This is a genomic window from Amycolatopsis sp. QT-25, from assembly GCF_029369745.1.
In the GTDB taxonomy this organism is placed as follows: domain Bacteria; phylum Actinomycetota; class Actinomycetes; order Mycobacteriales; family Pseudonocardiaceae; genus Amycolatopsis.
The window spans coordinates 4,081,144-4,106,026 of sequence record NZ_CP120210.1 but is presented as its reverse complement, the minus strand read 5'-3'; the positions used below and the strand labels follow the sequence as shown (position 1 = coordinate 4,106,026).

25 protein-coding genes and 2 pseudogenes are annotated in these 24,883 nt (G+C 66.6%); 11 read left to right on the top strand and 16 right to left on the bottom strand.

Annotated elements, in window-relative coordinates:
- Positions 1 to 789: 789 nt before the first annotated feature.
- Positions 790 to 1,713, bottom strand: coding sequence for an alpha/beta hydrolase (locus P3102_RS19120; RefSeq protein ID WP_276360506.1), 924 nt, complete (start codon positions 1,711 to 1,713; stop codon positions 790 to 792).
- A gap of 17 nt (positions 1,714 to 1,730) precedes the next feature.
- The gene (locus P3102_RS19115; protein WP_276360504.1) at positions 1,731 to 2,645 is read right to left on the bottom strand and encodes an alpha/beta hydrolase; all 915 of its coding nucleotides are present in this window, start codon (positions 2,643 to 2,645) and stop codon (positions 1,731 to 1,733) included.
- 185 nt (positions 2,646 to 2,830) lie between these two features.
- On the opposite strand from P3102_RS19115, the gene P3102_RS19110 reads away from it, so the two are divergent.
- The gene (locus P3102_RS19110) at positions 2,831 to 3,694 is read left to right on the top strand and encodes a helix-turn-helix domain-containing protein (RefSeq protein ID WP_276360503.1); all 864 of its coding nucleotides are present in this window, start codon (positions 2,831 to 2,833) and stop codon (positions 3,692 to 3,694) included.
- 185 nt (positions 3,695 to 3,879) lie between these two features.
- Here the strand turns inward: P3102_RS19110 and P3102_RS19105 are convergent, their stop codons facing one another.
- On the bottom strand, positions 3,880 to 4,185 hold the full coding sequence (locus P3102_RS19105; RefSeq protein ID WP_276360502.1) for a hypothetical protein: 306 nt from the start codon (positions 4,183 to 4,185) through the stop codon (positions 3,880 to 3,882).
- A complete protein-coding gene (locus P3102_RS19100; RefSeq protein ID WP_276360500.1) occupies positions 4,182 to 4,850 on the bottom strand; it encodes a TetR family transcriptional regulator C-terminal domain-containing protein in 669 nt (222 codons plus the stop codon). The genes P3102_RS19105 and P3102_RS19100 overlap by 4 nt, the downstream gene beginning before the upstream one ends.
- A gap of 95 nt (positions 4,851 to 4,945) precedes the next feature.
- Here P3102_RS19100 and P3102_RS19095 point away from each other — a divergent pair, with 95 nt between their 5' ends.
- The 3 genes from P3102_RS19095 (at position 4,946) to P3102_RS19085 (ending at position 8,474) form a co-directional block, all read left to right on the top strand.
- Positions 4,946 to 6,436, top strand: a complete 1,491-nt coding sequence (locus P3102_RS19095) for a carboxylesterase family protein (protein WP_276360499.1) — start codon at positions 4,946 to 4,948, stop codon at positions 6,434 to 6,436.
- 526 nt (positions 6,437 to 6,962) lie between these two features.
- Positions 6,963 to 7,607 (top strand): SMI1/KNR4 family protein, encoded by a 645-nt coding sequence (locus P3102_RS19090; protein ID WP_276360497.1) that lies wholly within the window; start codon positions 6,963 to 6,965, stop codon positions 7,605 to 7,607.
- 333 nt (positions 7,608 to 7,940) lie between these two features.
- On the top strand, positions 7,941 to 8,474 hold the full coding sequence (locus tag P3102_RS19085; protein WP_276360495.1) for a GNAT family N-acetyltransferase: 534 nt from the start codon (positions 7,941 to 7,943) through the stop codon (positions 8,472 to 8,474).
- Positions 8,475 to 8,702: 228 nt separating this feature from the next.
- Here P3102_RS19085 and P3102_RS19080 read toward each other — a convergent pair.
- The 4 genes and pseudogenes from P3102_RS19080 to P3102_RS19065 all read right to left on the bottom strand — a co-directional run.
- Positions 8,703 to 9,028: pseudogene (locus tag P3102_RS19080) on the bottom strand (lysine 2,3-aminomutase); the annotation flags it as partial.
- Positions 9,029 to 9,500: 472 nt separating this feature from the next.
- The gene (locus tag P3102_RS19075; RefSeq protein WP_276360493.1) at positions 9,501 to 9,707 is read right to left on the bottom strand and encodes a hypothetical protein; all 207 of its coding nucleotides are present in this window, start codon (positions 9,705 to 9,707) and stop codon (positions 9,501 to 9,503) included.
- 110 nt (positions 9,708 to 9,817) lie between these two features.
- Positions 9,818 to 10,402 carry an Ltp family lipoprotein gene (locus P3102_RS19070; protein ID WP_276360492.1) on the bottom strand — a complete coding sequence of 195 codons (585 nt, stop codon included), beginning with the start codon at positions 10,400 to 10,402 and terminating at the stop codon, positions 9,818 to 9,820.
- 158 nt (positions 10,403 to 10,560) lie between these two features.
- Positions 10,561 to 10,782 carry a hypothetical protein gene (locus P3102_RS19065; RefSeq protein ID WP_276360490.1) on the bottom strand — a complete coding sequence of 74 codons (222 nt, stop codon included), beginning with the start codon at positions 10,780 to 10,782 and terminating at the stop codon, positions 10,561 to 10,563.
- A gap of 72 nt (positions 10,783 to 10,854) precedes the next feature.
- Here P3102_RS19065 and P3102_RS19060 point away from each other — a divergent pair, with 72 nt between their 5' ends.
- Both P3102_RS19060 and P3102_RS19055 read left to right on the top strand, forming a co-directional pair.
- The gene (locus P3102_RS19060; RefSeq protein WP_276360488.1) at positions 10,855 to 11,040 is read left to right on the top strand and encodes a hypothetical protein; all 186 of its coding nucleotides are present in this window, start codon (positions 10,855 to 10,857) and stop codon (positions 11,038 to 11,040) included.
- Positions 11,041 to 11,094: 54 nt separating this feature from the next.
- Positions 11,095 to 11,508 carry a VOC family protein gene (locus tag P3102_RS19055; RefSeq protein WP_276360487.1) on the top strand — a complete coding sequence of 138 codons (414 nt, stop codon included), beginning with the start codon at positions 11,095 to 11,097 and terminating at the stop codon, positions 11,506 to 11,508.
- 177 nt (positions 11,509 to 11,685) lie between these two features.
- Here P3102_RS19055 and P3102_RS19050 read toward each other — a convergent pair whose 3' ends face one another.
- The gene (locus P3102_RS19050) at positions 11,686 to 12,000 is read right to left on the bottom strand and encodes a DUF1330 domain-containing protein (RefSeq protein WP_276360485.1); all 315 of its coding nucleotides are present in this window, start codon (positions 11,998 to 12,000) and stop codon (positions 11,686 to 11,688) included.
- A 73-nt stretch (positions 12,001 to 12,073) separates the two neighbouring features.
- On the opposite strand from P3102_RS19050, the gene P3102_RS19045 reads away from it, so the two are divergent.
- Together P3102_RS19045 and P3102_RS19040 are read left to right on the top strand one after the other, a co-directional pair.
- Positions 12,074 to 12,799 (top strand): TetR/AcrR family transcriptional regulator, encoded by a 726-nt coding sequence (locus P3102_RS19045; protein WP_276360483.1) that lies wholly within the window; start codon positions 12,074 to 12,076, stop codon positions 12,797 to 12,799.
- 491 nt (positions 12,800 to 13,290) lie between these two features.
- Positions 13,291 to 13,842: a hypothetical protein gene (locus P3102_RS19040; protein ID WP_276360481.1), complete on the top strand. Its 552-nt coding sequence runs from the start codon at positions 13,291 to 13,293 to the stop codon at positions 13,840 to 13,842.
- Between the two features lie 471 nt (positions 13,843 to 14,313).
- On the opposite strand, the gene P3102_RS19035 is transcribed toward P3102_RS19040, so the two are convergent.
- Positions 14,314 to 15,870 carry a PQQ-binding-like beta-propeller repeat protein gene (locus tag P3102_RS19035; RefSeq protein ID WP_276360480.1) on the bottom strand — a complete coding sequence of 519 codons (1,557 nt, stop codon included), beginning with the start codon at positions 15,868 to 15,870 and terminating at the stop codon, positions 14,314 to 14,316.
- Positions 15,871 to 15,985: 115 nt separating this feature from the next.
- On the opposite strand from P3102_RS19035, the pseudogene P3102_RS19030 reads away from it, so the two are divergent.
- Positions 15,986 to 16,343 (top strand): annotated as a pseudogene (locus tag P3102_RS19030) (IS701 family transposase); the annotation flags it as partial.
- Between the two features lie 191 nt (positions 16,344 to 16,534).
- On the opposite strand, the gene P3102_RS19025 reads toward P3102_RS19030, so the two are convergent.
- From P3102_RS19025 to P3102_RS19015, 3 genes are all read right to left on the bottom strand, one after another.
- On the bottom strand, positions 16,535 to 17,809 hold the full coding sequence (locus P3102_RS19025) for an SGNH/GDSL hydrolase family protein (protein WP_276360478.1): 1,275 nt from the start codon (positions 17,807 to 17,809) through the stop codon (positions 16,535 to 16,537).
- Between the two features lie 118 nt (positions 17,810 to 17,927).
- Positions 17,928 to 19,223, bottom strand: a complete 1,296-nt coding sequence (locus P3102_RS19020) for a hypothetical protein (RefSeq protein WP_276360477.1) — start codon at positions 19,221 to 19,223, stop codon at positions 17,928 to 17,930.
- A 998-nt stretch (positions 19,224 to 20,221) separates the two neighbouring features.
- Positions 20,222 to 21,502, bottom strand: coding sequence for an IS256 family transposase (locus tag P3102_RS19015; RefSeq protein WP_276371250.1), 1,281 nt, complete (start codon positions 21,500 to 21,502; stop codon positions 20,222 to 20,224).
- A 249-nt stretch (positions 21,503 to 21,751) separates the two neighbouring features.
- On the opposite strand from P3102_RS19015, the gene P3102_RS19010 reads away from it, so the two are divergent.
- Both P3102_RS19010 and P3102_RS19005 read left to right on the top strand, forming a co-directional pair.
- Entirely contained in the window at positions 21,752 to 21,886 is a 135-nt protein-coding gene (locus P3102_RS19010; RefSeq protein ID WP_276360476.1) for a hypothetical protein, read from the top strand.
- A gap of 112 nt (positions 21,887 to 21,998) precedes the next feature.
- Positions 21,999 to 22,721 (top strand): SMI1/KNR4 family protein, encoded by a 723-nt coding sequence (locus P3102_RS19005; protein ID WP_276360474.1) that lies wholly within the window; start codon positions 21,999 to 22,001, stop codon positions 22,719 to 22,721.
- Positions 22,722 to 23,166: 445 nt separating this feature from the next.
- Here P3102_RS19005 and P3102_RS19000 read toward each other — a convergent pair whose 3' ends face one another.
- The 3 genes from P3102_RS19000 to P3102_RS18990 form a co-directional block, all read right to left on the bottom strand.
- A complete protein-coding gene (locus tag P3102_RS19000; protein ID WP_276371248.1) occupies positions 23,167 to 23,691 on the bottom strand; it encodes an MFS transporter in 525 nt (174 codons plus the stop codon).
- A complete protein-coding gene (locus tag P3102_RS18995) occupies positions 23,619 to 24,311 on the bottom strand; it encodes an MFS transporter (RefSeq protein ID WP_346660196.1) in 693 nt (230 codons plus the stop codon). The genes P3102_RS19000 and P3102_RS18995 overlap by 73 nt, the downstream gene beginning before the upstream one ends.
- 222 nt (positions 24,312 to 24,533) lie before the next feature.
- Positions 24,534 to 24,737 carry a hypothetical protein gene (locus tag P3102_RS18990; RefSeq protein WP_276360473.1) on the bottom strand — a complete coding sequence of 68 codons (204 nt, stop codon included), beginning with the start codon at positions 24,735 to 24,737 and terminating at the stop codon, positions 24,534 to 24,536.
- Positions 24,738 to 24,883 lie beyond the last annotated feature (146 nt).

Genomic DNA, 24,883 nt, shown 5'->3' with positions numbered 1-24,883 from the left:
GCCCCTGAAACGGGTGAAGCAAGTGCCTTGCTGTCGAACATGATGCCTCATGAACGTTCCCGTGGCGCACGGGGTGCCGCAACCCTGGTGACAACATCAACTACTCAGACCTCGTTGCGGGGCAAGTACTTTAGCCCAAGAATCACGCATCTTGCCGTCGAGTGAAACGATGTTGACACCATCGGTTGAATCGAGGATTTCCCGGACCTTCTTCCTGCGTATGAGCACAACACCGCGATCGACGCTGTCTGCACATGAGAAGTCAAGCGGGTAAGGAAAAAATGGCCGGTCTTGGTGTTGCCAGGTGGTGGTCCATCCAGTCGTGACCCTTGGAACCTCAACCGAAAAGTGCACTCTAACGAGTGAGGGGGAAGGCCGGCTCGCTGCGTCGCGACAAGTACTCGCGAATCGTGTCACTCCTTTCGCCTATGCCTCTATCAAGCTTCGCGCCCACAGTCTCGTTCTCCATAGCTTCGTCACGCGACGCTGGGTCATGCGGGGTCGATGCCGATGCGAACCTTTCCACGACCCGGGTGAACAGCCTGTCGAGGCGGGGTGTCACGCCGATGGCCGACGAGCCCGCAACCAAGCTGATCGGCCATCGGCGCGCTGCAGTTCACCGAAGAGGCTTTCGCCATCATCTCGGCGTCGCTGGTCCCCGATGCTGCATTAGAGCTGAGCCACATGAAGCCTGTCAGCGGGCTCGCCGCCAAGGTCGCGCCAAGCGGAATGAGCTTCTACACCGCCATCTACCCGACCAACGTGGTGACCAAGCTACTCGTACTCTGATCAGAGGTTTTCTTCGAAGAAGGTGCCCAGTTTCGCCAGCGCCTGGTCGACGTACTTCGGCTGGTCGTACAGGTCGTAGTGGCTCGCGCCTTGCACGACGAAGATGTCCTTCTTCTCGGAGCGGGCCCGGTCGAACAGTTCGAATCCGTCCCGGTAGGACCCGAATCCGCCCGGCACGTCGCCGATGATGACCTGCAGCGGCTGCGTCAGCAGCACCTCGGCCAGGTGGAAGGCGTCGAAGCCGACCGCCGCTTCGAGGCCGGAGAAGCGCAGCTTGTTGGGTGAGCCGGCGCTCTGGCCCCTGGGGGTGGTGTAGTACTCGACGGCGTTGACGATGTCGATGTCGGTGATTCCGGCCTTTTCCCGCTCCTCGACCGAGGTGGGGATGTAGGTGGTGATGTGCGGCTCCGCGCCCCGGGCCTCGGCCGTGCGTTGCTTGCCGATCGCTTCGAGTGTCGCGACCGCGGCGTTGGCGCTCAGATCGCCTTCGCGCATGAGCCGTCCGTAGTTGGCGGCGACGACGGTGCCGAGCGCCTTGATGCGGTGGTCGGTCATCGTGGCGTTCGCGGCGTAGCCACCGCCACCGCAGACGCCGACCACGCCGATGCGGTCTTCGTCGACGTAGTCCAGTGTCACCAGGTAGTCGATCGCGCAGCGGAAGTCCTCGACCCGGGTGGCGGGGTCTTCGAGGTGGCGCGGCTCGCCGCCGCTCGCGCCCTGGTGCGACGCGTCGAACGCGAGGGTCACGTAGCCGAGTTCGGTCAGGCGCTCGGCGTAAATGCTGCCGGACGTCTGCTCCTTGCAGCTGCTGATCGGGTGGGCGCAGATGATCGCCGGGTACTTCTTGGCCGGGTCGAAGCCTTCCGGGAAGCGGACGTCGGCGGCGACGTCCCAGGTGCGGTTCTTGAAGGTCACGGATTCCATGGGTGTTCTCCTCTCGTTCAGGCGGTCAGGTGCTCGCCGAAGAATCCGGTGAGCTTGGTGACCGCGGGGGTGACGTGCTCGTCCTGGTCGTAGAGGGCGACGTGGGTGGCACCGTCGATGACGAACAGCTCTTTGGGCTCGTCGGCCTTCTCGATGGCCTCGCGGCTGAAGTAGCCGGTGTCGGCGTCGCTGCCGATGATCATCAGCAGCGGCCGGGGCGCGATCAGCTTGATCATCGCGTACGAGTCGTATTGCGCGATCTGGTCGATGCTGCGCAGCGCCCATTCGTTGGTGGAGTTGGTGTGCCGGCCGCGCGGGGTGCGGTAGTAGTCCTGCGCCTCGCGGTACAGCGTCGGAGCTTCCTCCAACCCTTCGGGGCTTTCCGGCGCCCAGTTCTGCACGGCCGGGGCCTCGCCCCGCGCCTCGGCGGTGCGCAGCGCGCCCGCCTGGTCCAGCATGGCCTGCAGGACCTCCGGGCCCTGGATGCGGCCCAGTCCCTCGACCAGCAGACTGCGGATGTCCACGGCGCTGACCGTGGCGACGGCCTTGATCCGGTGGTCGGTCTGCGCGGCGAACGGGACGTATCCGCCGGAGGCGCAGATACCGAGTGCGCCGATCCTGGCCGGGTCGATGTCGTCGCGGGTGGTCAGGTAGGTGACCGCGGCTCGGACGTCCTCGGCACGCTGGAAGGGGTTCTCCAAGCCACGGGGCAGGCCCTCGCTCTCGCCCTGATACGCGGCGTCGAACACCAGGGTGGCGTACCCCTCGCGAGCCAGGCGCTCGGCGTAGATCGAGGCAGTCTGCTCCTTCACGCCGCCGCTGGGGTGGGACACGACGACGGCGGGCAGCGGGGTGCCGGTGTGGTCGTCCGGGGTGAACAGGAGACCGGCCAGCGCGAGCCCGGCGCTCGGGAAGGTGACGTTCGTCTTCATCTTCGGGATCTTTCTTTTCACGGACTACATGAGTTTTCTTCGGCCGGACGTTTCGTTCGGCCTCGTATTCGAGACTCACCCGCCTCACTCGCTCCTACAATGGGACGGTTTCAGCCCCCCACACCACTGTCCAGGGACACAATTGGCCCAGGCTCCCGAGTTGCACCTGTTGCGACAATGAGGTCATGAGCAGCGACGACCACGCCAACGAACTGGGGGAGTTTCTCAAGGCCCGCCGGTCGGAGGTGAGCCCCCGGACGGTCGGGTTGCCCGAGACCGGCGCCAAGCGGCGGGTCAAGGGACTGCGCCGTGAGGAGGTCGCCCTTCTGGCCTCGATCAGCCCCGACTACTACACCCGTATCGAGCAGGGACGCAGGCAGGCATCCGCATCGGTGCTCGACGTCCTCGCGCGAGTGTTGCATCTGGACGACGACGAACGCGAATACCTGTTCGAGCTCGCCGGAAAAGACGCCGAACGGCCACGCCGCCACTCCGCACAGAAGGTGTCACCGCAGTTGCTGCGGGTGCTGGATGAACTGACCACGAGCCCCGCACTGGTGCTCGGTAGGCGAATGGACATTCTCGGCTGGAACCGGATGGCTTCCGCGCTGCTGGTCGATTTCTCGGACATTCCGGAAAAGAAACGGAATTACGTGTGGCTGATGTTCTCCGACCCCGCTTTCAGGACCTTGCACGTGGAGTGGGAGCCGATGGCCCGCACCGCTGTGGCGATGCTGCGGATGGAGGCCGGCCGCAACCCACACGACCAGCGGATGGCCGCCCTGGTCGGTGAACTGTCGATGAAGGATGGCGACTTCCGCACGTGGTGGGGCGATCATCGCGTCACCGCCCGCGAGCGGGGCAGCAAGACACTCCGCCACCCCGTCGCGGGCGAGTTGACGCTCGACTGGGACGCGCTCACCTGTACGAGTGACCCCGAGCAGCAGCTCATCGTCTGGACCGCCGAGCCTGGCAGTGCCGCCCACGACGGCCTCAGGTTCCTGTCATCGTGGGCGGCGAGCGAAGACCGCTCAGCGGCGGATCACTGAGAACCTGTTGGCGGAGCTGCGACGTGCCTCGCGAAATAGGCATAACGCGTGAAGCCGCTAAGACCGAAAGTCCCGCTATCGCGGTGGCAGGGCGCCTCTGTTCGTACACGTGAGAGGTTTGCCGAGGTCGCGCCCTGCCCGACGCGATCGCGGACGGGGGTTCACCAACAGACACGGAGACCGAACTACAGCAGTTCGGCGTTGTGCCGGCCGATCGACGGCGCCGAGAGCCGGCCGCCGCCGACGAGGATCGGCGACTTCGGAGCCAGGTGGGGTCCGGCACCAGGTCGGTCGGCTTCGCCGAACAGGTCGAGGTCGCGGCCGAGTTCCTCGAAGGTCCGGTAGCGCTGCCACAGGACGCGTTGGCGATTCGGCGCGGCGGCGGCCTCGTCGAACGTGGTGCTCCGGAACCAGCGGGCAGCAGCGTCGAGATCACGTCGTGGTGTTCGTAGCGGGCGGAATCCCGCGAGAAGTCGATGCCAGCGACTCACGGAGTGCGGCGAACGCGGCGGTCTGGAGCTGACCTTGTCCCACCTGCCCCCGTGTCCGGGGCTGGTCGCGTACTTCCGAACAGCCGGTCCAGATGCACGTCGATCGCGGCGAGCGCGTCCTGGGGCTCGATCACGTCGAGTTCGATCAGAGGGGTGAAGCCGGCGAGGGCGAGGAGCAGGTTGGTCTCGATCGCCGGGTCGCGGCCGGAGTCGATGTGCCCGTCGGCGATCGCCTGGCGGACCAACTGCTCGACGAGGGCCCGCCCTTGGACGAGGCCACGGCGCGCCTGCTCGTGCACGGCCTCGTCGTGCAGCGCCTCCAGGACGTAGGCGGCGTTCATCCGGCTGGTCGCGCGGGCGTCGGCGTGCAGGGGGAGCATTTCCGCGAGCGTCAGTCGCAGCACGTCACGGGGGTGCGGACGATCGCCGAGCTTTTCGAGCTCCCGGTGTATGCGCACCGAGGTCTGCTCGGATGCCAGATCCATGGCGAAGGAGAGCATGGCGGTCCGGGAGGCGAAGTAGTGCTGCAGTTGCCCGAGTGACATGCCCGCTTCCTGCGCCACCATGCGCATCGTCAGCTGTGTGACGCCGCGCTGCTCCACCACCCGCCACAGTGCGCGGGCGATCGCTTCGCGGCGTCCGTGGTGATCCACCTGTTTCGGCATCGCCGGTCCCTCCCTCGTACCCGGAACTGTTCCAATACGGTTGACATAATACATCTGACCCATAACCTGGGGTCCACGCGAGGGAAGGAATCGTCATGTCCGAACAGCCAAAGGTACGAACCACGGAAGGCGTGGTGCAGGGGCGCCGGCGGCAGGGGCACGCGGTGTTCCGCGGCATCCCTTACGCCCAGCCCCCGGTCGGAGCGCTCCGCTTCGCCGCGCCCGCGCCGCCGCACCGCTGGGAAGGGACGAGGCAGGCGGACGAGTTCGGCCCCGTGGTGCCGCTGTCCCTGCCGATCGACGTGCCCCCGCAGGGCACCGACTGGCTGACGCTCAACGTCGGCACCCCGGATCCCGGCGCGGCGGGACTGCCGGTGCTGGTCTGGATCCCTGTGGGCGGCTACCTCTCGGCGGCGTCGAGCGACCCGATGTACGACCCGGCAGCGCTGGCCGAGGCGGGAGTCGTCGTGGTGACCATCAACTGCCGCGTGGGCGCGGAGGGTTTCGCGTTCCTCGACGACGTGCCGCCCAACCGCGGATTCCTCGACCAGATCGCGGCGCTGGAGTGGGTGCAGCGCAACATCGCCGCCTTCGGCGGCGACCCCGGCCAGGTCACCGTGGGCGGGGTGTCCGCCGGGGCGGGCTCGGTCGCCGCCCTGCTGACGATGAAGTCCGCGCGCGGCCTGTTCCGGCGGGCCATCGCCCATTCGGTGCCGGGGCTGCACAGCACTCCCGCGCTGGCACGGCAGGTCACCGCCGCGTTCACGGACCGGCTCGGCGCGACGGCCCCCACCGCCGCAGCCCTGCGTGACATAGACCCATGGCACCTGGCCGCCGAGCTCACCTCTTTCAACGCCGGCCTCCACGCGCACCGGCAGAGCTGGGGACGCCTCACGGACACCGGCACCGCGCTGTGCCCCGTCGTCGACGGCGAGGTCCTCCAGGAAACACCCTGGCCCGCGCTGACCGGCGCGCGCGCGAGCGGGACCGAACTGCTCGTCGGCCACACCCGGGACGAATTCCGGTACTTCAGCGTCATGAGCGGACGGCACGGCACCTTCACCGAAGAGGACGCCCACGCAGCCCTGGAGCTGCACGCCCCGCAGCCGGACGGCGCGCGGGCCTACCGTGCCGCGTTCCCGCAGGCGGGCCCGGAGGAGCTGGTGGAGACGGTGTACTCCGACGCCCTGTTCCGCATGCCGTCACAGAAGCTGGCCGAGGCGAACGCGGCAGCCGGCGGCACCTCGTACCTGTTCGAACTGAGCTGGGTTGCTCCGGCCCTCGGCGGCATCCTGGGCGCCTGCCACAGCCTCGACGTGCCCCTGGCGTTCGGCACGCTGGACAGCCCCGTCGGCACCCAGCTCATCGGCGAGGAGCCCCCTTCCGAGGCCGTCGCGCTCTCCCGCGAACTCCAGGAGGCATGGGTCCGCTTCGTCACCACCGGCGACGCGGGCTGGTCCGCCCATCGGCCCGGCGGACACCTCACCCGCGTCCTGAACACCGAATCGAAGACTCTGCCCTATCCCGAAGAGGCATCCCGCCAGATCTGGGAAGGCCACTTCCCCGCCCCGTTCGATCTCTCGTAATTGTCTGGGTCGGCTCCTGAGCCCCATCTTGGAGAAGTAGCCAGAGGACGGCTGACCAGCAGTCACTCAGCCGCGCGGCCCGTTTCTGGTTCGCCGCGACACGCGAAGGCGGCAGCATGGCCGGGCCCGACTGTGCCGAGATCTTCCTGCATGACAACGGCACCGTGTCTGTCTTCGCACGCCGGACCTGATGTCGGTCATCAGGTGCACATCCAAGATCAGGAATCACACCGAACTTCGTTCAGTCCCGTAGTCGCGATCGACTGTCCTGGAAGGACGGGATTGAACGGCAGCTCCGGGGCCGGGTCACGCAAGCGGAGGTAGTCGGCGACGGTGCGGAGTTGGTGGGTGCGCAGACTCAGGCCGGTGCGGGTGAAAGGTGGTCTTCGGTCATCCCTTCATTGCCCGACACGCGCGGCGCTGGTCATGTCCGACGGCTCCGTCCAACACGGAGCTTGACCGCGTCGTGGCGCCGGTGCCCAGGCGGCAGTGATCGCCGCTTGGCGGATGCTGGGACAATCGCGTGATGGAGGACAAGTTGACCCGCTACTACCGAGGGCGGATGATCTTCGGCCCGTTCACGGCCGTGCATCCCGACGAACTCAAGGCGCTTGAAGACGAGATCGGTGGCCGGCTTCCGAGCGGATACCGAGCCTTCATCGAACTGGCCAACGGCGGCAGTCTGGAGTACGACATCCGTGTGCCTCCCGGCGAAGCGGGAGAGGTCATCGGCTTCACCGAGCTCCACCAGGTCGGAAGAGACCAGCACGGTGAGTACGGCTCTGGCACCGTCCTCGGCGAATACCGACGGCGAAATGACGGCCCGCTGGCTGAGCACGTTTCGATGGAGTGGATGCTCCCGATTGCTCGTAATGGCGGCAACGACACGTTGTTCCTCGATCTCAGCCCGGAGAACAGCGGGCGGCTGGTTGCCTTCGTACATGGGCTGCCGCAGTGGACAGGACTGACTGAACGTAATGTCCTGGCCACTGTTGCGGATACGTTCGATGCCTACTTCGACGTCCTCTTCATCGACGACGACACCGCCCAGATGAACTGGGAGGACGTGCGGGAAGCCGCTCCTGACGACGCGTGGCGACGCGTCGTCGAACGTTGGCTCGACGAGGGCATGCCCGGCTGGCGCACTCGCTCCTGGGCGAGAGCACAGTGATCTGGAAGCCAAACCGATGGCCTTGGTCATGCCCGGCTCCGTCCTGTGTGGAGCGTTATGACGTTGTCGATGTGGCTTCATGGGTGAGTTCGGTGATGACAGCGCAGAGGGTCTCTGGGCGAGTAGCTGAGCTTCGCGGGCTTCAAATTCCTGGATGAGGGCGCGGGCGTCGGCAAGCTTTGCTGTAGTGCCGTGATGCTGGGCGGGAGCGGGCCACCGCCGGCCTTGGCTCGGAGGTCTGCGATCAGGTCGGCGATCCGCTGACGAAGCGGCTGGGGCAGGGTCGTCCGGCGTGCGGGAATCAGTCGGGTTGCGTCGGTATCTTGAGTCACCATGAGGTATTTCGGCTCCGATGTCGTCACTGTCGCGGACGAGCTCGTCGACGCCTACGTCGACGTCTTCACCGCTCCGCCGTGGGAACACCGGGACCCGGAGGAGACCCGGTCGGCGTTCCGGGAGCGGCTGGAGGCAGATGCCCGGCGTCCCGGTTTCCGCGCCATCCTGGCCTTTTCCGACACCGGCGAGGTCGACGGTTTCGTTACCGGCTGGACCACCTCGGCTCCCTTTCGCGCCGATCGCGCCTACTCCAAGGTCACCGAGCGGCTCGGCATCGACCGGGTCGGTGAACTGCTGGTCGGAGCGTTCGAGATCGACGAACTCGGGGTGCGTTCCCGCGCCCGCGGGACCGGACTCGGACGGCGACTGCTGTCGAATCTCACCGCGACCGCACCCGGCGCTCGCGCCTGGCTGCTGACCTGGCATCAGGCCCACGACACGCTCGCCTTCTACCGCCGGATCGGATGGCGTGAACCCGAGCCCCGGCCAGGCAAGGAAACCGACATCGTCGTGTTCCTGTCGCCGGACTGACCCGGAGCCAAGCCTCGTGATCGCGAAGCTGACGTCGCTCCATGCAGTACTCCCGCCGCCCATGACCACCACGCCGGTTATGAAGCCGCGTCCCGCCCGGACGGACGCCCGCTGACTCCGTCCGGGCCGGACACACGTGCCGCGTGTCCGGCCCGGACGGAGGGGGCGCTTCAAGCTCGCGCATGAGCCTGAACGGCCCCTCGTGGACTTACCTGGCGGGCTGGTCGGTCAGGCCATCGGGGGCTGGTCGCGCCACCAGCGCTGGCCGGCTTCGGGCAGGGTGGAGATCGGGTCGTAGTAGGGGTAGCGACGCTGCAAGGCTTCAGGGTCTTCGTGCTCGATCCCGGTCCGGTAGTTCTTGGTCCAGTAGGAGATGCCGAGTTCACGGTCGTAGTCGGCGAGCTGGTGGACCCAGCGCTTCCGACGTAGGGCACGTCGCAGACGATCCGCGGGGTGGCGTAACCCGGCAGGTAGCCCATGATCGCGTGCTGGAGTTCCTGTGCTTCGTGCACGGAAACCCGCCAGTGCTCGGCGTTGGGGATCATGTCGCACAGAGCGAAGTTGAGCGTAGGCCGTCGCCTCGTGCCACCTTTACCTGCTGTGTTAGCTGTCGCAAACGTCCATAGTGGATCTCTGAAGAGATCCTGGGCCGCTTGCAAATGCATGAATTCGCCGTTCCTTGGTCTCGCTTCCATCTGGAGCCCGCTCAACGCGTTCCAAGGGTTCGTGGAGTCCATGTTGACAGTAAGCTCTACAAGTACTTCCCCGCTATCCCTGAACTAGGCTAAGTATGAGTTAGCTGATGAATGATGTTCGTGGCCAGTGAATACTCCCTATAGCGGGCCAGATAGGCCCCGCTGGTCGTCCTGGGTTCCCGTGGATGGCAGATATCTCCCCGGTAGATCGTCCAGATCGTCGTGCGGCGAGGCTGCGCGAGGTGATGAAACAGGGAGATTCTCAAGGCGTATGACCTCACGGCGAGTTACCGCGCTGCGGCAGACTTGTCGGGGTGTAGGGAGACAAGGCCTATGAGAGGTCGTCGCCGCGTGCGAGGTGGCCGAGGCTGGAGCAAGTACGGCAGCTTGGGTCGCGGCGGGCTTGCCGGTAGGCGCGCTGTCCGCTGCGGGGGAAGTGCAGGAAGGAGTGTTCGTCGTCATCGGTGTGGAGGTTGGTGACGGCGAGCATGAAGTGGTTCACGGCTTCGCCGGCGGCGAGGCTGTCGAGTGCGATCACGCTGGGTGCTGGGATGCGTTGCCGGACGGCTACGTGGATTCGGCCGATCTTCCGGCGACAGGTGCGGCGCGAGGGGAGCGGAGTGTTCGGCGATGTTCAAAGGCGGGACCTCATTTGCACGCCTTCGTCTGGTGTGCGCCGAACTTGGCCTGGGCGTTGGTGAATTGCCCGCCGTACCTCGATGACAGCTGCTGGATCAAGCCGGTGCACGAGAACGAGGTGTAGTCCAGGTAGGACTGTGCCGATTTGGCTGCCTGCGCGTTCCAGTCGACATCCAGGCTGTCCACCGCCTGGGTGGCGACGTTCTTCGGGTAGCTGTCGCCGTACTTCGAGGACAGCTGATCGATCAAGCCGTTTCGCGAGAAAGCGCTGTAGCCGAGATACGACTCCGCGGACCCACGGGCCTGCTCGACCTGGGGCGGGTACTGCGGAGCCACGCTGGCTGGACTGGACTCGACCTGGGGCGGTGACTGCGGAGCTTCGCTGGTCGGGCTGGACTGGACCAGTTGCCCATTGATGCATGACTGTCCGGTCTGCAGAGGAGGGCAGGACCCTTGCGGCGTGTAGCTGGGTGTCGAAGCAGGGGCGGGAGTCAAGCCGTCGACACCGAGATCGCCGGTGTCACGACCGGAACAGGCCGTGAGGGTGACCGCTGCCGCAGCCGCTGCGGCGAAGAGGGCGACGACCTTGATCACAAGGATCCTCCTTGACACGAGGTGATTCGTAGTCGTATGTGCTGTTCTGTGCGTTACGCCGGTCATGTCTGCCCTCGAGCCGCGGGCCGTGTCATGCCAACCGGGTAAGCCAGGGATGGACCAAGATCGGGTCGCTGGCGGAGAAAAGCTTGGCGGGGTCAGGCGTCATGACCCAGTTCCGTTACGTCGCGGTAGTGCTCGGTCAGGAGACGGGCGATGGTCCTGCCGGGGTGGACGATGAGTAGCTGTTCGTGGGTCGAGGCGGCGAGGACGAGAGGCCGGTCGGGTTCGATGCCGCGCATGTGGCGGGCCGCGGCGGGAAGGGTGACGGCTCCGCGGGCATCGGGGACGTGCCGGCCGGGCGGTGCGGCGGGGGGCACGGTCAGGCTGTGCAGCGTGTCCTGCGCCAGCGGGCGGTCTGGGTGCCAGCCTGCGCGCGGAGGACGCAGGCCGTGATGTTGTTGGGCCAGGGGATGGCCGCGATCGACGTCGTGCAGCAGGTCGGATATCACGACCAGCCACACCTGGCGCGCTCACTGACCCGGTTCACCGGACGCACGGCATCCCAGCTGAGGCAGGCCGGCGGCGAGGAGATGTTGTCGCTCCTGTACAAGACCGAGGTCGCGGTACGCCCCTAGATTTCGTGGTGACACCGGGAGCGCCCGGCACACCGACATCCTGGAGGGCATGTCATGGCAATCACGCAGATTTACGTCAATCTGCCGGTCACCGATTTGGAAGCGAGCACGAAGGTCTATCTGGCGTTGGGGGGAGCGGTCAATCCGGAGTTCAGCGGTGACACCTCTGTCCAGGTGGTGTTCGCTGACGCGATCGTGGTGCAGCTGATGACACGCGGGACCTTCGCGACGTTCACCAAGCGAACCACAGCGGATGGCCCGATCGAGGTGATCAACGCACTGGCCGCCGGGTCGCGCGAAGAAGTGGACCGCCTGGCCGACGCGGCGCTCGCCGCGGGTGCCACCGAGCCACGTGCAGCCCAGGACATGGGCTGGCTGTACAACCGGGCCGTCGACGACCCGGACGGACACTCCTGGGAGCTGCTGGCCTACAACGCGCACGCCCTGGGCGACGACACGCAGAATTGACCTCGGGAAGGGTGGGAACCACCCACCCACCGACCAGTCGTGCGGCAAAGGCCGTAGTCGGCCGGGTCGCGGCCAGTACGGTGTTGGTCCACGCTGGCGAAGATGACGCTGGCGCGGAGGTGGGTCCCGTATCGGGCTGGCGGTGGGGGATTCTCTCGCCCTTCGTGTCGAGTGTGGTCAGGCCGGGAGGGAGAAGCCCTCGGGTGGAGAGCCCTCGACGAACAGCATCTGCACTCGGGCTTTGCCGTCCCGTATCTGCCGGGCGCGGCGGTACTCGGGGGAGTCGTACCACTGCTGGACCCGATCCATGTCGGGGAACTCGATGACCAGGATCCGGGGTGAGTCCCAGGTGCCTTCCACGGGTTCGGGCGTGGGGCCCGCGATCAGGTAGCGGCCGCCGTGGCTGAGGATCGACTGCTGGGCCACGGGGGCGTAGGCCCAGCCCGCCTCCTCGTCAAGCACCTCGACGTTGACGATGACGTAAGCCGGCATGCGATCCTCAAATCTGGACACGGTGTGTACTAATGACACACGTAAGAGTATTGAAACGTTGTATCCTGTCAAGGTGAGTGAGATCGACAACGCCTCCGGTGCGGACAGGCCTACCCGCCGGGATCGGTTGAGGGCGGAGACCAGCCGGGAAATCATGGCGATCGCGCTGCGACAGATGGCCGACGCGGGGCCGGGAGCGATCTCGTTGCGCGGCATCGCCCGTGAGATGGGAATGACTGCGCGCGCCATATACAGCTACTTCCCCACCAGGGATGATTTGATCACCGCGCTGATCAGCGGAATCGGCGCGTCGCTTGCCGAGGCCTTGGAGAACGCCACCCAAGCCGTGCCCGACACCGACCCCGGCGGCAGGCTGGTGGCCTGGGGCCAGGGCCTACGGAAATGGGCGCTGGCTCACCCGGAGGGCTTCCGGCTCTTCTACGGGCACCCCGTTCCTGGCTACCAGCCGCCTGAGGACGGGCCGGTGGACCGAACCGCTCGCCGTGTGTGCCGCCAGCTGACCCAACTAGTGGCTGCCGCGTGGCTCAACGGGCGCAACGGCCAGGTGGATGAGAGTTCCTGGTCGGATCTGCACCCCGAGTACGTCGCGAAGATTCAGGAGGACCTTCCGGACGTCCCGCCCGCCGCGGCGGCGCTCGCGCTGCGCGTGTGGGGCCGGATGCACGGGTTGGTGGCCCTGGAGATCGACGGCCATATCCATCCCGTCGCGCGCAACCCCGGCGCACTGCACCACGCCGAGATGCTTGACCTGGTCAGGTCACTGGGCCCGGCCTGCTAAATCCTGCCCAAGACGACCGCCCGACAACCGGAGGCACGCCCACCGCGCGACCGGGTGGCGCGGCGGCTGATCTGTGCTCGTCCGCCGGCATCGTTGTTGGCCGCGTGAGTTCGAAGGTGGGCATGGAAGGATTCCTTTCTTACGAGCTGGCACGCCGACATCGGTGGCGCGTGATCCGGTCCCTATCGGTCCGGCCCGAGCTGTCTCGTGCGCATCCTGGCCGGGACGGGCTCGGGCCAGGCAGGCGAGCGCCTGGGCGGGCCACAGGCTGCTCGACGACTCGTCGCATCGCGCGAGCCCAGTCCCGGTGTGCAGCCAGGCGTTCGTGTGCAGGCCTCGGCCGGGAGTGGGCGTTTCCCGGTCCCACCATGATCCTGGATCTGCGGGCGGACGTGCTTCCCGAGACCAAGGAGTTCATCGCCGCCGTCCCGCATCGGCACTCCCACGTCTAACCCAGGTTTCGGCGGGCACGAGGCGGGCAACCGTAAACCATGCGGGTGATTATTCAGCCGTCGTACCGCACGAAAGAGGCGCGGCGGCATTGGGCACTGACGCTGGAGCGGCCGGTGCCCTTCCGGCGTCAGTGGTATGCCGAGGTGCTGAGCCCTGCGGAACGTGCCGAACTGGACGCCGAGCACCCGGACGGGCAAGCTCACTTCTGGGGCGCGACCGCACAGCACGACAGGAAAATGGACACGCTCGACGCAGGGGATTTCGTACTTCTCACGGGGCAGAAGCATGCGCGCGGGATCGGGACGGTCGGTTGCTTCCTGCGCAACGACGAACTCGCCCGTCGACTGTGGGTCCCGGATCCGGCCCGCTGTTTGTGGCGCAATGTCTACACCTTCCGCACCTTCTGCCCGGTCACGATCCCCTACGAGCGGGTGTGGGCGCTGCCGGGATTCACGACCGGCGACAACTTCATGGGTTTGCGCTTCCTGAACAAGGAGAAGAGCGTGACCATAGTCGCTGGGCTTGGCATCACCGAGCTACTCGCAGGTGAGAGCGGCCGCACCGAGAATGTACGCGGCCCGGCCGTTTGATCGTGCCACGCGCAACGTCTTGGTGACCGATGGCACCACGTTCCGGATGAACATACTTGCTCGTGAATCCCCTGGGTCGCGTCAATGGGGACGTCCTGACCTGCGAGAACAGCCTTCGTGACCCTTCACTGCCAGTCAGGTTCCGGCAGGGCGCTGACCTGCGGTTATCGAGAACCCGCTGGTCGGATGGTGCTTGGACTAGCGAGCGGTATGCCACGGTTGAGGGGGCGTCCGCGCCCCGTCAATGCCGGATCGACAAAGTCGCGTAGGGACGGAGCACGATGATCGTGAAGTGTCGGGTCGAGGAGGGCGGGCAGTGGCTCCAGCCCGCGTACGGGCTCGAGTACCTCGGACCCCCGAAGTTCCGGCTCATGAAGGGTGGGGTATACGAGGTCTATGCGGTGGGGCGATTCGGTCCACTCGCAGGGGTTACCCGTTCACGCCTGGTCAATCCACGAAATCGCGCCGAGCTCAACCGGCGGGGTAGCCGATGACCGGGGTGGCGCCGTCGCGGACGGCGACCAGCGCGCCGGGTGCGGGGAGGAGCGCGTGGCGGGTGAAGCCGGAGTTCAGGGCGCCGGCTGGGTCGGTGGACGGCGGCCAGTCGACGGGCAGGGTGGACGCCGGTGAGCCGTCGAGTTCCTGCCGGTGCACCACCACCGCGCCGCCGGGAAGGACGCACAGACGCAGATACGCCGTCGGCGTGGTGGCTTGCGCGCGCCGGTCCGGACAGGCGGCGAGGTCGACGGCCACCCCGCCGTCCAAGGTGGCCTCGGTGACCTTTCCGTCCGTGCTGCGTTCCGCGATGGCCACGGGGCCGAGGGTGATCCGCTTCGACGCCTTGGGGTCCATTGTGGATACGACGGCACCGTTGGCGGCGTCGAGTACGACGTCCGTGCCGGCGCCACTGGCCAGGCCGGCATAGCGCAGCGACAGGGAAACGGTGCCGCCGTCGAGGGCGGAGTGCAGGTAGTAGTCGGCCTTCTCGTCGGAAGGGCGTGTCACCGGCAACTTGTGTTCCCAGCGCGGCGTTCCGGTGCGTTCGTCGAGACCGAGCACGCTGAGCCGGTCCGGGCAGAGCAGCGGCGCGAGGACGACGTCACGGCCGCTCGCGGGCAGCGCGAAGGGGGAGACACAGCCCTGTGGCGCGGTCCACGTCCAGAGTTCTTTTCCGGTGCGGAGGTCGAGCGCGTTGACGCGGAAATTGTTGTCCCCCAGGTAAGTGATCGCGGGGAGTATGGTGTTGGTCGGGGCGAGGAGGTCGGCGCCGCTCGCCTCTTCGATCAGTGTCTCCTGGACCGGTGCTCCGGTGAACGCGTCGAGGACCGTGAGGTGGTCACGGCCGGAACCGCCGTAGACGGCCAGCAGCAGGAGCCTGTCCGGAGTGGGGACGAGCGCGCGGAGGCGGGCGCCCGGCCGGGCGTAAGTCCAGCGCACCGCGCCGGTCGGTCCGTCGAGCGCGGTGACGTCGCTGTCCACTCCGCCGATCACGACTCCGGCGCCCGCCACGACCGCGTCCCGCACCTCGGTGGGCGGGGTCCACTTCCACGGCCGGTTCGTGACCCGGTCGGCGATCGCGGGCGCCGCGACGGTCGCGGCCGTCACAGACCGCACCGCCTGCGCGGGCACGATCACGGCCGCGGTGACCGTCCCCACCGCGAGCGCCACCACCAAGGGGACGGCGAGCCACCACCGCAGCCGACGCGCATTACTCCTCGCCGTGAGTCCCGTCGCCACCAAGGTGACGACGGCGGCTACTGCGAGTACTCCCGTCGAGCTACCCGGTGTACCGCTGCCGATGTCGGTGCTCAGGCAGTAGATCGCCCAGCCCGCGGCGCCGGCGGCGAAGACCACCGAGGTGATCCGCGTTCCCCGGGCTTTCCCGAACGCCAGCAGGGCCGCGAGCACCGACGCCGCCGCGACGAGCGCCACCTCCAGATCCGGCCGGTCCGGGCGGACCGCGTCACCGGAGAGGAACACCGCCACCACCGCGCAGCCCGCGGCGAGTGCCGCGATCATCGCCCCCATTTTCGCTCCCCAGCATCAAGCCGCCCTTACCGGCTAATCCTGACACGGCAGGGATTTCCGCGGGGTCCGTCGAAATGACCACACGGCCAGGGCGCCGAGCGCGAGTGCGGCGCGGGCGCACGGGCCCCGCGAGTGACTGGGCCCGGATCCCGATGCGCATCAGCTGGCGGACCGGGCGTGGGCACTGGCTACTCGCCCGGCGTTCGATTGACGACCCGACCGAGACCGCTTACTACGTCTGCTACGGACCCCGCCGATCGACACTGCTGGATCTGGCCTGGATCGCCGGCACCCGCTGGCGGATCGAGGAATACTTCCGGCAAGCCAAAAACGAAGCCTGGCTCGACCACTACCAGGCCTGATCGTGGTGGGCTTGGTACGCCCACAGCACACTGTCAATGCTCGCCCACGCCTGGCTCGCCGCCAGCTCCCTTGCGATAAAAGGGGAATCGGCGTCGACGAGCCAGACATGATCGGATTCACGCTACCGAAGATACGACTCCTGCTCATCAAGCTGGTCCTGCGTGTCACCGACGCAGCCGAGCACGTCTGGTCCTGGTCACGCTTCCGCCGCCGACGACAACACCAAGCCCGCCTCAGTCACTACAAACGACGAGGCTACCCGAGTGCGTCCTGGGGCTGGTGGACGGTGTCGCTGGGATGGTTACAGTTTTGCGAGGGGGATGGTTTCGGCGATGCGGCGGTAGCCGGCGTTGTTGGGGTGCAGGCCGTCACCGCTGTCGTAGGCGGGGCGCAAGGTGCGGGGGTTGGCAGGGTCGGCCAGTGTCGTGTGGACGTCGGCCACGGCGTCGTAGCCGCCCGCGGTGCCCGCGGTGGTGCGCATCCAGCGGTTGAGTTCGGTGCGCATGGTTTCCTCGCCGCCGGCGCAGCCGCACGGCGGGAGGGTCGCGCCGATCGCGGTGAGTCCGCGGTCGCGGGCCCATCTGATTAGGTACCTGTGGCCGTCGATCAGCTGTTGTGTGGTGATCATCGGTGCGCCCTGCGCGCAGCCGGTCGTGCCGCCTTGGGTGCGGATGTCGTTGATGCCTTCGAGCACGATGACCGTGCGCACGCCGGGCTGGGTGGCCACGTTGCGCCGGAACCGGGCGATGGCCGATTCGCCGCCGCAGGGTGAGTCGCTGAGCACGCGGTTGGCGCTGATGCCGGCGTTGAGGACCGGGCGGGGGGTGTTGGTGCGCACGAGGCGTTCGGCGAGTTCGTCGGGGTAGCGGTTGTTCGCGTTGGGGGTGGAGCCGTAGCCGTCGGTGATGGAGTCGCCCAGTGCGACGATCCCGTCGGGTGGGTGTGCCCGGTCGCCTCGGACGTCCACGCGGGTGAGGAAGTACCAGGAGCCGGATCTGCCGGTGAAGGCGGTGCCGGTGGGGTCGACGCGGTGGTCGCCGTTGGCCAAGTAGCTGGTCGCGGTCGCCCGACTGTGGTAGGTCGCGCGGCCGGTGTGGCGGGCGAAGTACAGCGTCACGGTGAGCTGTTCCAGCGGTGTGGTGTGCAGCAGCAGCGGGTCGCTGTCCAGTTCCGTCCCGACCGGGATTTGGGCCCACTGCCTGCCGCCGAAGGTGAGGTGGCGCTGGGACCCGCGTTGCAGCGTGGCACCGGCTTCGGTGCGGGCGATGCTGGCGCCGGTGACCGGAAGCGGGGTGTCGCCGTAGAGGTTGGACAGGCGGATGCGCACGTGGGTGCCACCGACGCTGGTCCGGACGACTTGCCGCAGCGACTGGTCGGTGAAACCGCGTTGCGACCAACCGGGGACGTAAGGGTTGCGCGGCTGCTGAGCGGCCGCCCAGGAGCCTCTCCAATACACGTCCGCCGCCGGTCTGCTCATCGCGACGTCTCCGGTTCCGGAGGAGGGTGCGTCCGGCGTCGCGGCGGCCGGTGACACGGTGGCGGCCACCACGCCCGCCACCACCAAAACCGTGAACATTGCCTTCTTCGATCTCATGTCAACCGTGTCTCTTCTGTGCGTGGCCTTCCGGCCGGGTGGTCGTGGGAGGTCGTCCGCGTGATGGCCACCGGGGTGCGGGACCGCGGACACGGGCCTGTCAGTACGCCGCGGTCTCCTGCGGCCACATGTGCCACTCGTCCCAGACCCTGTGGGTACGTGACCGGTTCCACTCCCAGTTTTTCCTGCGGGTGTTGCTGCCGTCGCCGGCGACGGTGATCAGATACCGCCAGAGGTCGTGTTTGGTGGCACCCTCGCGGGTGAAGGGGAAGTTGAAGAAATGACCGTGCCAGCGGTTGGCCTTGACCAGCAGCCGGTGCAGGGCGCGCAGGGTGTTGTAGTTCCATTGGGGCTGGCCGTCGCGGGCCGACAGGCCGGCCACACCGTCGCCCTGGTCACCCCAGAACACCACGTGGGTGTGGTTCGGGTACTCGGCCCGGTGGGTGCGGAAGTACCACTCCAGGTCGGAGATGCCCATCGTGGTGCGCAGGAACGCGATCTGCTGCTCGGGAGTCTTGGCGGCGTCCCAGCCGACGGCCTGGTCCCACTGCCCGTTGAGGCTCTCCAGCCGGCACAGGCCGTTCTCCTGGCTGCGCATGTGCTTGTAGATCAGGGCGAAGTAACCGGTCTGCGCCCTGAGCTGGGTCAGCCACGCCTCGCCGCCGTTGTGGATGCCCTTGAAGTACGGCCCCATGCCCGCACCGGGCATCAACAGCGTGCGGGACCTGAGCCAGTTGTCGGTACGGCCGTTGATGCCGCGGGCGACGTAGAGGGCGCGCTCTCGCAGTTCGGCGCAGTTGTTGAGATTGGTCTCGATCGCGGCCACGCCGTGCAGCGCGCCGGCGATGCCTTCCTGCCGGGCACGATTGATCAATCTGCTCATGTCGTCGATGAACTCGTCCGCACCGGCCTCGGTGAAGGGCCGCTCGTAGCTGATGATGACACCGCTGCGCTGGAACCACTGCCGCTTGAACAGGTAGGTCTTGATCCCCTGGCGGTGCAGTTCCCGCAGCAGCTTGATGACCTCGTCGTCGCGCTGCTGCCTGGTGGTGCCGTCGGGCAGGTCGCCCATGTTCGCCACCCGCAGCGCCACCGTGTCGAGGTTGTTGTTGGCCAGCGAGAACGCCGCCGTGGCGTAGGGCAGGCCGCGGGTGTCGAACCGGGCCGTCAGCGTCGGGTTGGGGGGCGGTGTGAGTTGCGCCCCGCGCCACTTCAGACCCCGGATGGCGTCCGGACTCTGCGCGAGGAAGGCCCGCTCCGGCCCCTCGGCGGCCGGGAGGTTCGGGCCGGTGGCTGCCTCGGACCGTGCCACGTAGCCCGAGGCAGCCCCGGCAGCACCCGCCACGGCGGCCGCGGCGGTGAATCGGAGGAGGTTACGGCGTGTCGTCTCGCTCATGACAGCCTTTCTCGTGGAGGAGGTAAATGGTCGGACCCCGTGCAGGATGGTGTGGAAACGGCATCACCGTGAGCGGCCATGTCCGGGTATTTCGGCAAGGACGTCACCGCGAAAAGGCCCGAGAGGATTGAGCGCGCGGAAACGAATCCCGGCATGCGGAGAGCGACCGGAGATTATCGACGATAAGCCGATGGGAACGACGAGCGAAAACCCACGCCATGCGTTCCAATCCAGGTCATCACACTCCCTCGGCAGTGGTCATCTGTCCGAGTCAGGCTGACCATGAGTTGGCGAGTAGTAGTCGTTCGCGGCCCTTCCAGTGACGCAGTACCCATTATTGGGCAACTTGCCCGACACCGTCAGGTATTTCACAGGACACTTTAGAGAAGCTTCTTGAATACTCTCGGTGTGGGCATTGGTCCGGTGTAACGCACGGTGTGCGCCATTCGTATGGAGGACGGCCTGAGGCGCTCTTGTGTGAACCCGGCTGTCGGGATGTCCGAATCTGACTGTCCGCTCGGGACACCACGCTGAAAGGGTGCGCCGATGTGACCGGCACCATAAGCGGGTGAATGTGGTCGCCACGCCAACGTGACGCCCGCGTGGGCCACGCGGAACCGTGCTGGCGATTCGCGGGCTCGTACCACCTGGTGACAAATACCGTTCACAGGTGACAACTAGCGATCACCGTCACATCAACGCGTTCGCTCCCTACCGAGTCGAACTCGAACACGCCATCGACCACGGAACCTTCAAGTTCCCGAAGTGACAGATAGCGTGATCAGGTGACAGATAGCGTGGTCCGTCACAGTCGGGGACTCGACTTTCGAACTGGCACGATCGGCGACGAGGCCGTACAGATGTTCGAGTGTTTGTCGCTGGCTTCCCCCCGATGTCCCCCCGTCGCCGTTCAGCGGCACCGGCAACAGGCCGACGTGCCCGGCCCGCTCAGGCCGGCGCGGGGTCTATCTCGTGATCGGTGTTTCCGGCGTTGTTGATCAGTAGGTTTCGGCTCCCGGCCAGCGGTCACCGAATGTGATGGCGAAGGCGTTCAGCACGGGCTTCCAGCGCATCGTCCATCGGGTGCGGCCTGCCCCGGTCGGGTCCAGGCTGCGGGTCACAAGGTACAGGCATTTCATCGCGGCTTGCTCGGTCGGGAAGTGTCCTCGCGCGCGAATCGCCCGCCGGTAGCGGGCATTCAACGATTCGATCGCGTTGGTGGAGCAGATCATGCGCCTGATCTCGACGTCGTAGTCGAGGAACGGCACGAACTCGTCCCAGGCGTTACGCCACAGGCGAATCACCGCTGAATGCTTTGTGCCCCATTTCTCTTCGAATTCGTCGAGCGCGGCTATTGCGGCATCCGGGCTGGGTGCGGTGTAGATGGGTTTGATGTCGCGTTTCACCGCGTCCCAGTCCCGGCGGGACACGAGCCGGAAGGTGTTGCGGATCAAGTGGACGATGCAGGTCTGCACAATGGTCTGCGGCCAGACGTTCGCCACGACGTCGGGCAGGCCTTTGAGGCCGTCGCAAACGAGGAAGAACACGTCCCGGACGCCGCGGTTCTTCAGATCGATCAGCACGCTCATCCAGAACTTCGCGCCCTCGCCGCCGATGCCCATCCACAGGCCCAGGACGTCCTTGCGGCCATCCACGGTGACGCCGATAGCGGCGTAGACAGGCCGGTTGGCGACCTGCCCGTCGCGGACCTTGACGTGGATCGCGTCGATGAACACGGCCACGTACACCGGATCGAGCGGGCGGCTGGCCCAGTCGTTCATTTCGGCGACGACCTTGTCAGTGATCCGCGAGACCGTTTCCTTGCTGATCGAGGATCCGTAGATCTCGGCAAAATGTGCCGAGATCTCCCCGGTCGTCATTCCCTTCGCATACAACGACAACACGATCTCATCCACCTCGGTAAGACGGCGTTGCCGCTTCTTCACGATCTGCGGCTCGAACGTGCTCTCCCGATCCCGTGGCACGTTGATGCCGACCTCGCCCGCAGCATCCGACACCACCGTTTTCGGCCGGGAGCCGTTGCGCACGTTCGTCGACTCACGATCCGGGTCGGCCTGGTTCTTCTCATGCCCGAGATGCTCGGTCATCTCCTCGTTCAATGCGGTTTCCAGCACATTCTTGGTGAACAGCTTCAGCAGGCCATCCGGGCCGGTCAACGCCAGCCCCCGCGCCTTCGCCTCGGCCACCATCGCCGCCGCGGCGGCCTGCTCCGGCGACAGCTCCCGCGCCGGCTTGGACTCACTCCTGCGTGGACTCACAAGGTCCGATGTCATCACTCACAGTGCCCATCCCGTCGGACCTCAGCCCGGCGTGTCGGGCCGGAAACACCGATCCTGGAACAGTCCCCCGGCGCGGCGGATCTGACAGGCGCTGGAGGTTCAGGCGGTGGGGATGGGTGCGCCGCTACGGCAGGAGAACGGATTGAAGCCGTCCGGGTCGTCTTCTTCGGCATTGGCGGTGCCGCGTGTGGCGTCGAGGTCGACTTGGTCGAGCGGCTGGAGTGAGCGGTGGATGAAGAACTGTCCGCGCAGCGGTTTGCCGTTGGCGTTGGCGCGGGGGCTGCCGTGACGGATCGCTTCGTCGAACTCGACAAGGTCGGCCCACGCGCGGGGATCGGTGTCCCGGATGAACCGAAGCCGTGAGTTTCCCGAGTAGGGGCGAGTTACTGCGAATATCCGGCAACGGTCCTGAGTCGAGGGTGTCGATCTATCTGGGGCTCCGTCCGTCGATGGCTACCCGGTAGCCTTCCGCAGCATGTCGTCGACATTTGATCTCGTTGGGGAAGTGGCGCGGGGTGTTCGGGATCGGGCTGGGGCTTGGCGGTTCATCCAGGGCTTCGCAGCGCACTGGATGTCGCCGTTGGGGCAGGATGATGGGTGCGGTGAGGCAGAGCTGACGGCGGCCGAGGATCGGTTGGGGTTGCGTCTTCCGGCTGCGTTGCGCGAGGCGTATGGGTTGTTCGGCCGGCGCGCGGATCTCACCAGTAACCAGGACGAGCTGTTCAGTCCGGACGAACTCGACGTGGATGAGGCCGGAGAGGTGTTGGTCTTCCGGGTGGAGAACCAGGGCGCCGCGTCTTGGGGTGTGCCGCTGGCTGATCTGGACGCGGCGGATCCGCCGGTAGTGATGCGGCCGGACTTGGAGGACAAGCAGGCTGAGTCGTGGGATGCATGGCTTGATCGGTTCTCGCTGGCGTGTGTCGAGGTGGTGCTATCGGAGTCATTGTTCAGCGATGATGAGCTCGGTGGCCACCGAGAGCTGACCGAGCAGGATGTCGCGTTGCTGGAGCAGCTGTATGCCCGGCTGCCGATGCCGGAATATCCAGCGTCCCAGACTGGTCCCGGGATTCGCTGGTTCGCTGGTCCCGATCTGGTGTTGCGTGAGGACGGTCGGCAGGTGCTGTGGGTGCGAGGTCGTACCGCGGAGTCGTTTGAGGAGGTCTTGCACGCCCTGCCGGGTGAGTGGGAGCTGCTCTGACCGGATAGGCACCAACGTGTTGACGTTGCGCCCTCGCCCCTACGAGGGAAACGCTGATTTGGAAGAAGGCCCTACATGTCGACGTCCCAGGAGGAGACCGCGGCAAACCGGCTCCGGCGGACGAAAGCGGATACAGGCTGCGCCTCGGCAGGGCAGGCGGTCATGACCGCCTGCCCTGCCGAGGCGCAGCAGCAGAAGGAGTCCGCTAGGCCTGACTTTGTGGGCGATGCGCAGGCGACTGGACGTACCCGATACGAAGACGCCGTCGGGCGACAGAACCGACGCAGCCCGTCTTTCATCGGGAAGTCAAGGCTGAGCATGTAGCCAAAGGTTCGGCCACCGCGGCGGCGCCGTGCGGCAGGGAGAACTGGTACTGCGGAACCCGGCGCGGTTATAAGCCCCGTCCGCTCACCGAGGATGTCCAGAGGACAGTGCACGGTCGGCGTTAGGTGGATTTCGCCACGGCCTCGTTGTCTCTTGCTTCAGTTCCGTCGGGTCCCGGGCGTGGTGCGCGGTGCATGCTCCGCATGGCGGGCAACATTACTGGCACTACGGTGGCAACCAAGAAGATCGCCGCGAAGATGAAGAGGGCGTTGCGCAGGTCGATGACTTCGACGAGGCTGCCCGCCAGGAGCGGGCCGATCGGAGTGCCGATCCAGGCACTGGCCTTGAGGGCGCCGAGTGTGCGGGCGCGCAGCTGTGGCGGGATGCGCTCGTAGAGCACAGCGTTGAGGATCGGATTGAGTCCTCCAGTACCGAGCCCGGCGACGAACGCGACAGTCAGCGCAAGTGGCAGTGCGCTGGTCAGGGCGAGAACAAGCGACAAGGGAGCACCGGCGACGAGCACCCCGATGGTGAAGACCACCCGTCTGGGCAACTTCGGTCCCAACCAGGCGGCTATGAGTGCGCCGATGATGGCTCCGGCACCGAGTACGCCGGCGACAAGGCCGAGTGCCTCGGGTTGGTGCAGACGCTCGCGGACCCATACCGCACGAGTACTGCGTTGATGCCCTGGTCGAGCAGGTTGGTCACCGCGATCATGGCCACCAGCACGAGCATCAACCGGTTGGTACGGATGAACCGTACGCCCTCGCCGAGGTCCGCCAGGTACTGACGTGTGCTCAGTCGCCGTTCAACCCGCTGCGGCTCGGCGGCTGCCGGGACGAGCAGGGCAACGAGTGCGGCGGCGAGGGCGAAGGTGATGCCGTCGACGAGCACGACCGTGGGAGCTCCAAGCAGCGACACCAAGACCCCGGTCGCGGAGGCTCCCACGAACAGCCCGGTCTGGTTCGCGCTGCCGTGCAACCCAGCGGCGCGTTCCAGCGGCACCGCCCCCAGATTTGCCGTGCCGGGCACCAGGACCTGGCCCGCGCAGTCGGCTAGGCCCCGAACCGCGCCGGCGGCGGCCGCCAGGCAAGCGAGTACACCCAGCGAGAGTAGGTCGACGGCGTAGAGGGCTGGAATGGCGCACACCGCAACCGCTGCCGCGGTGTTGCCCCAAACGTAGATCCGACGGGCACCAATTCGGTCGATCAGCGGTCCACCGAGCGCCTGCATCGCGACATACGGTGCCATCTCAGCGAAGGCAATAAGCCCATGCGGGTGGCGCTGCCGGTTGAGGTGAGCACCCGCCAGGGGATCGCCAAGGCCGACATCGATGTGCCGAGCACTGAGACGAATTGGGCGATTAATAGGCCGGTAAACGGCCGCCGTGACAGGTTCTCCGTCATGACATTACCACGTTGAGCGACTCCATTCCGGCTCCATTGCAGACCTTGTGCGACAGACGGTCGAGGGTATCGAAGTACGATGTCAGCTCGGCTCTGCACCATCCGGGTCGGTTTCCGCGATGTCGATGGTCATGACCGACGGCGCACGTCCCACGCCCAGCAGCACCTCGGGGAGACGGCTTCGGGAGCTGACGCCGGCCGCGATGTGGACCATGGCCGTCGTGATCACGATCCTTACCGCGGGCGCCGCGGCGAGGCATTCGTAGAAACCCGGGGCGTCGGACATCGAGGAGTTGGCACAGCCGGGCGATGCCGAAGGCGGCGCGGTCTTCGAAGATGAACCTGTAGCTGTTCTCCAGGGGCCGCGATGATGAAGTTCATGACCGACGAACTGCGGTCTGCCGCCGAGTCGGCGTCGGTGTGGCGATGGAC

What these genes read in the sequence shown, in the direction of transcription:
- P3102_RS19120 (WP_276360506.1), bottom strand. Translation starts at nt 1,713, where the DNA reads ATGGAATCCGTGACCTTCAAGAACCGCACCTGGGACGTCGCCGCCGAC.
- P3102_RS19115 (WP_276360504.1), bottom strand. Translation starts at nt 2,645, where the DNA reads ATGAAGACGAACGTCACCTTCCCGAGCGCCGGGCTCGCGCTGGCCGGT.
- P3102_RS19110 (WP_276360503.1), top strand. Translation starts at nt 2,831, where the DNA reads ATGAGCAGCGACGACCACGCCAACGAACTGGGGGAGTTTCTCAAGGCC.
- P3102_RS19100 (WP_276360500.1), bottom strand. Translation starts at nt 4,850, where the DNA reads ATGCCGAAACAGGTGGATCACCACGGACGCCGCGAAGCGATCGCCCGC.
- P3102_RS19095 (WP_276360499.1), top strand. Translation starts at nt 4,946, where the DNA reads ATGTCCGAACAGCCAAAGGTACGAACCACGGAAGGCGTGGTGCAGGGG.
- P3102_RS19090 (WP_276360497.1), top strand. Translation starts at nt 6,963, where the DNA reads ATGGAGGACAAGTTGACCCGCTACTACCGAGGGCGGATGATCTTCGGC.
- P3102_RS19085 (WP_276360495.1), top strand. Translation starts at nt 7,941, where the DNA reads ATGAGGTATTTCGGCTCCGATGTCGTCACTGTCGCGGACGAGCTCGTC.
- P3102_RS19055 (WP_276360487.1), top strand. Translation starts at nt 11,095, where the DNA reads ATGGCAATCACGCAGATTTACGTCAATCTGCCGGTCACCGATTTGGAA.
- P3102_RS19050 (WP_276360485.1), bottom strand. Translation starts at nt 12,000, where the DNA reads ATGCCGGCTTACGTCATCGTCAACGTCGAGGTGCTTGACGAGGAGGCG.
- P3102_RS19040 (WP_276360481.1), top strand. Translation starts at nt 13,291, where the DNA reads ATGCGGGTGATTATTCAGCCGTCGTACCGCACGAAAGAGGCGCGGCGG.
- P3102_RS19035 (WP_276360480.1), bottom strand. Translation starts at nt 15,870, where the DNA reads ATGGGGGCGATGATCGCGGCACTCGCCGCGGGCTGCGCGGTGGTGGCG.
- P3102_RS19025 (WP_276360478.1), bottom strand. Translation starts at nt 17,809, where the DNA reads ATGTTCACGGTTTTGGTGGTGGCGGGCGTGGTGGCCGCCACCGTGTCA.
- P3102_RS19020 (WP_276360477.1), bottom strand. Translation starts at nt 19,223, where the DNA reads ATGAGCGAGACGACACGCCGTAACCTCCTCCGATTCACCGCCGCGGCC.
- P3102_RS19005 (WP_276360474.1), top strand. Translation starts at nt 21,999, where the DNA reads ATGTCGTCGACATTTGATCTCGTTGGGGAAGTGGCGCGGGGTGTTCGG.
- P3102_RS18990 (WP_276360473.1), bottom strand. Translation starts at nt 24,737, where the DNA reads ATGTCCGACGCCCCGGGTTTCTACGAATGCCTCGCCGCGGCGCCCGCG.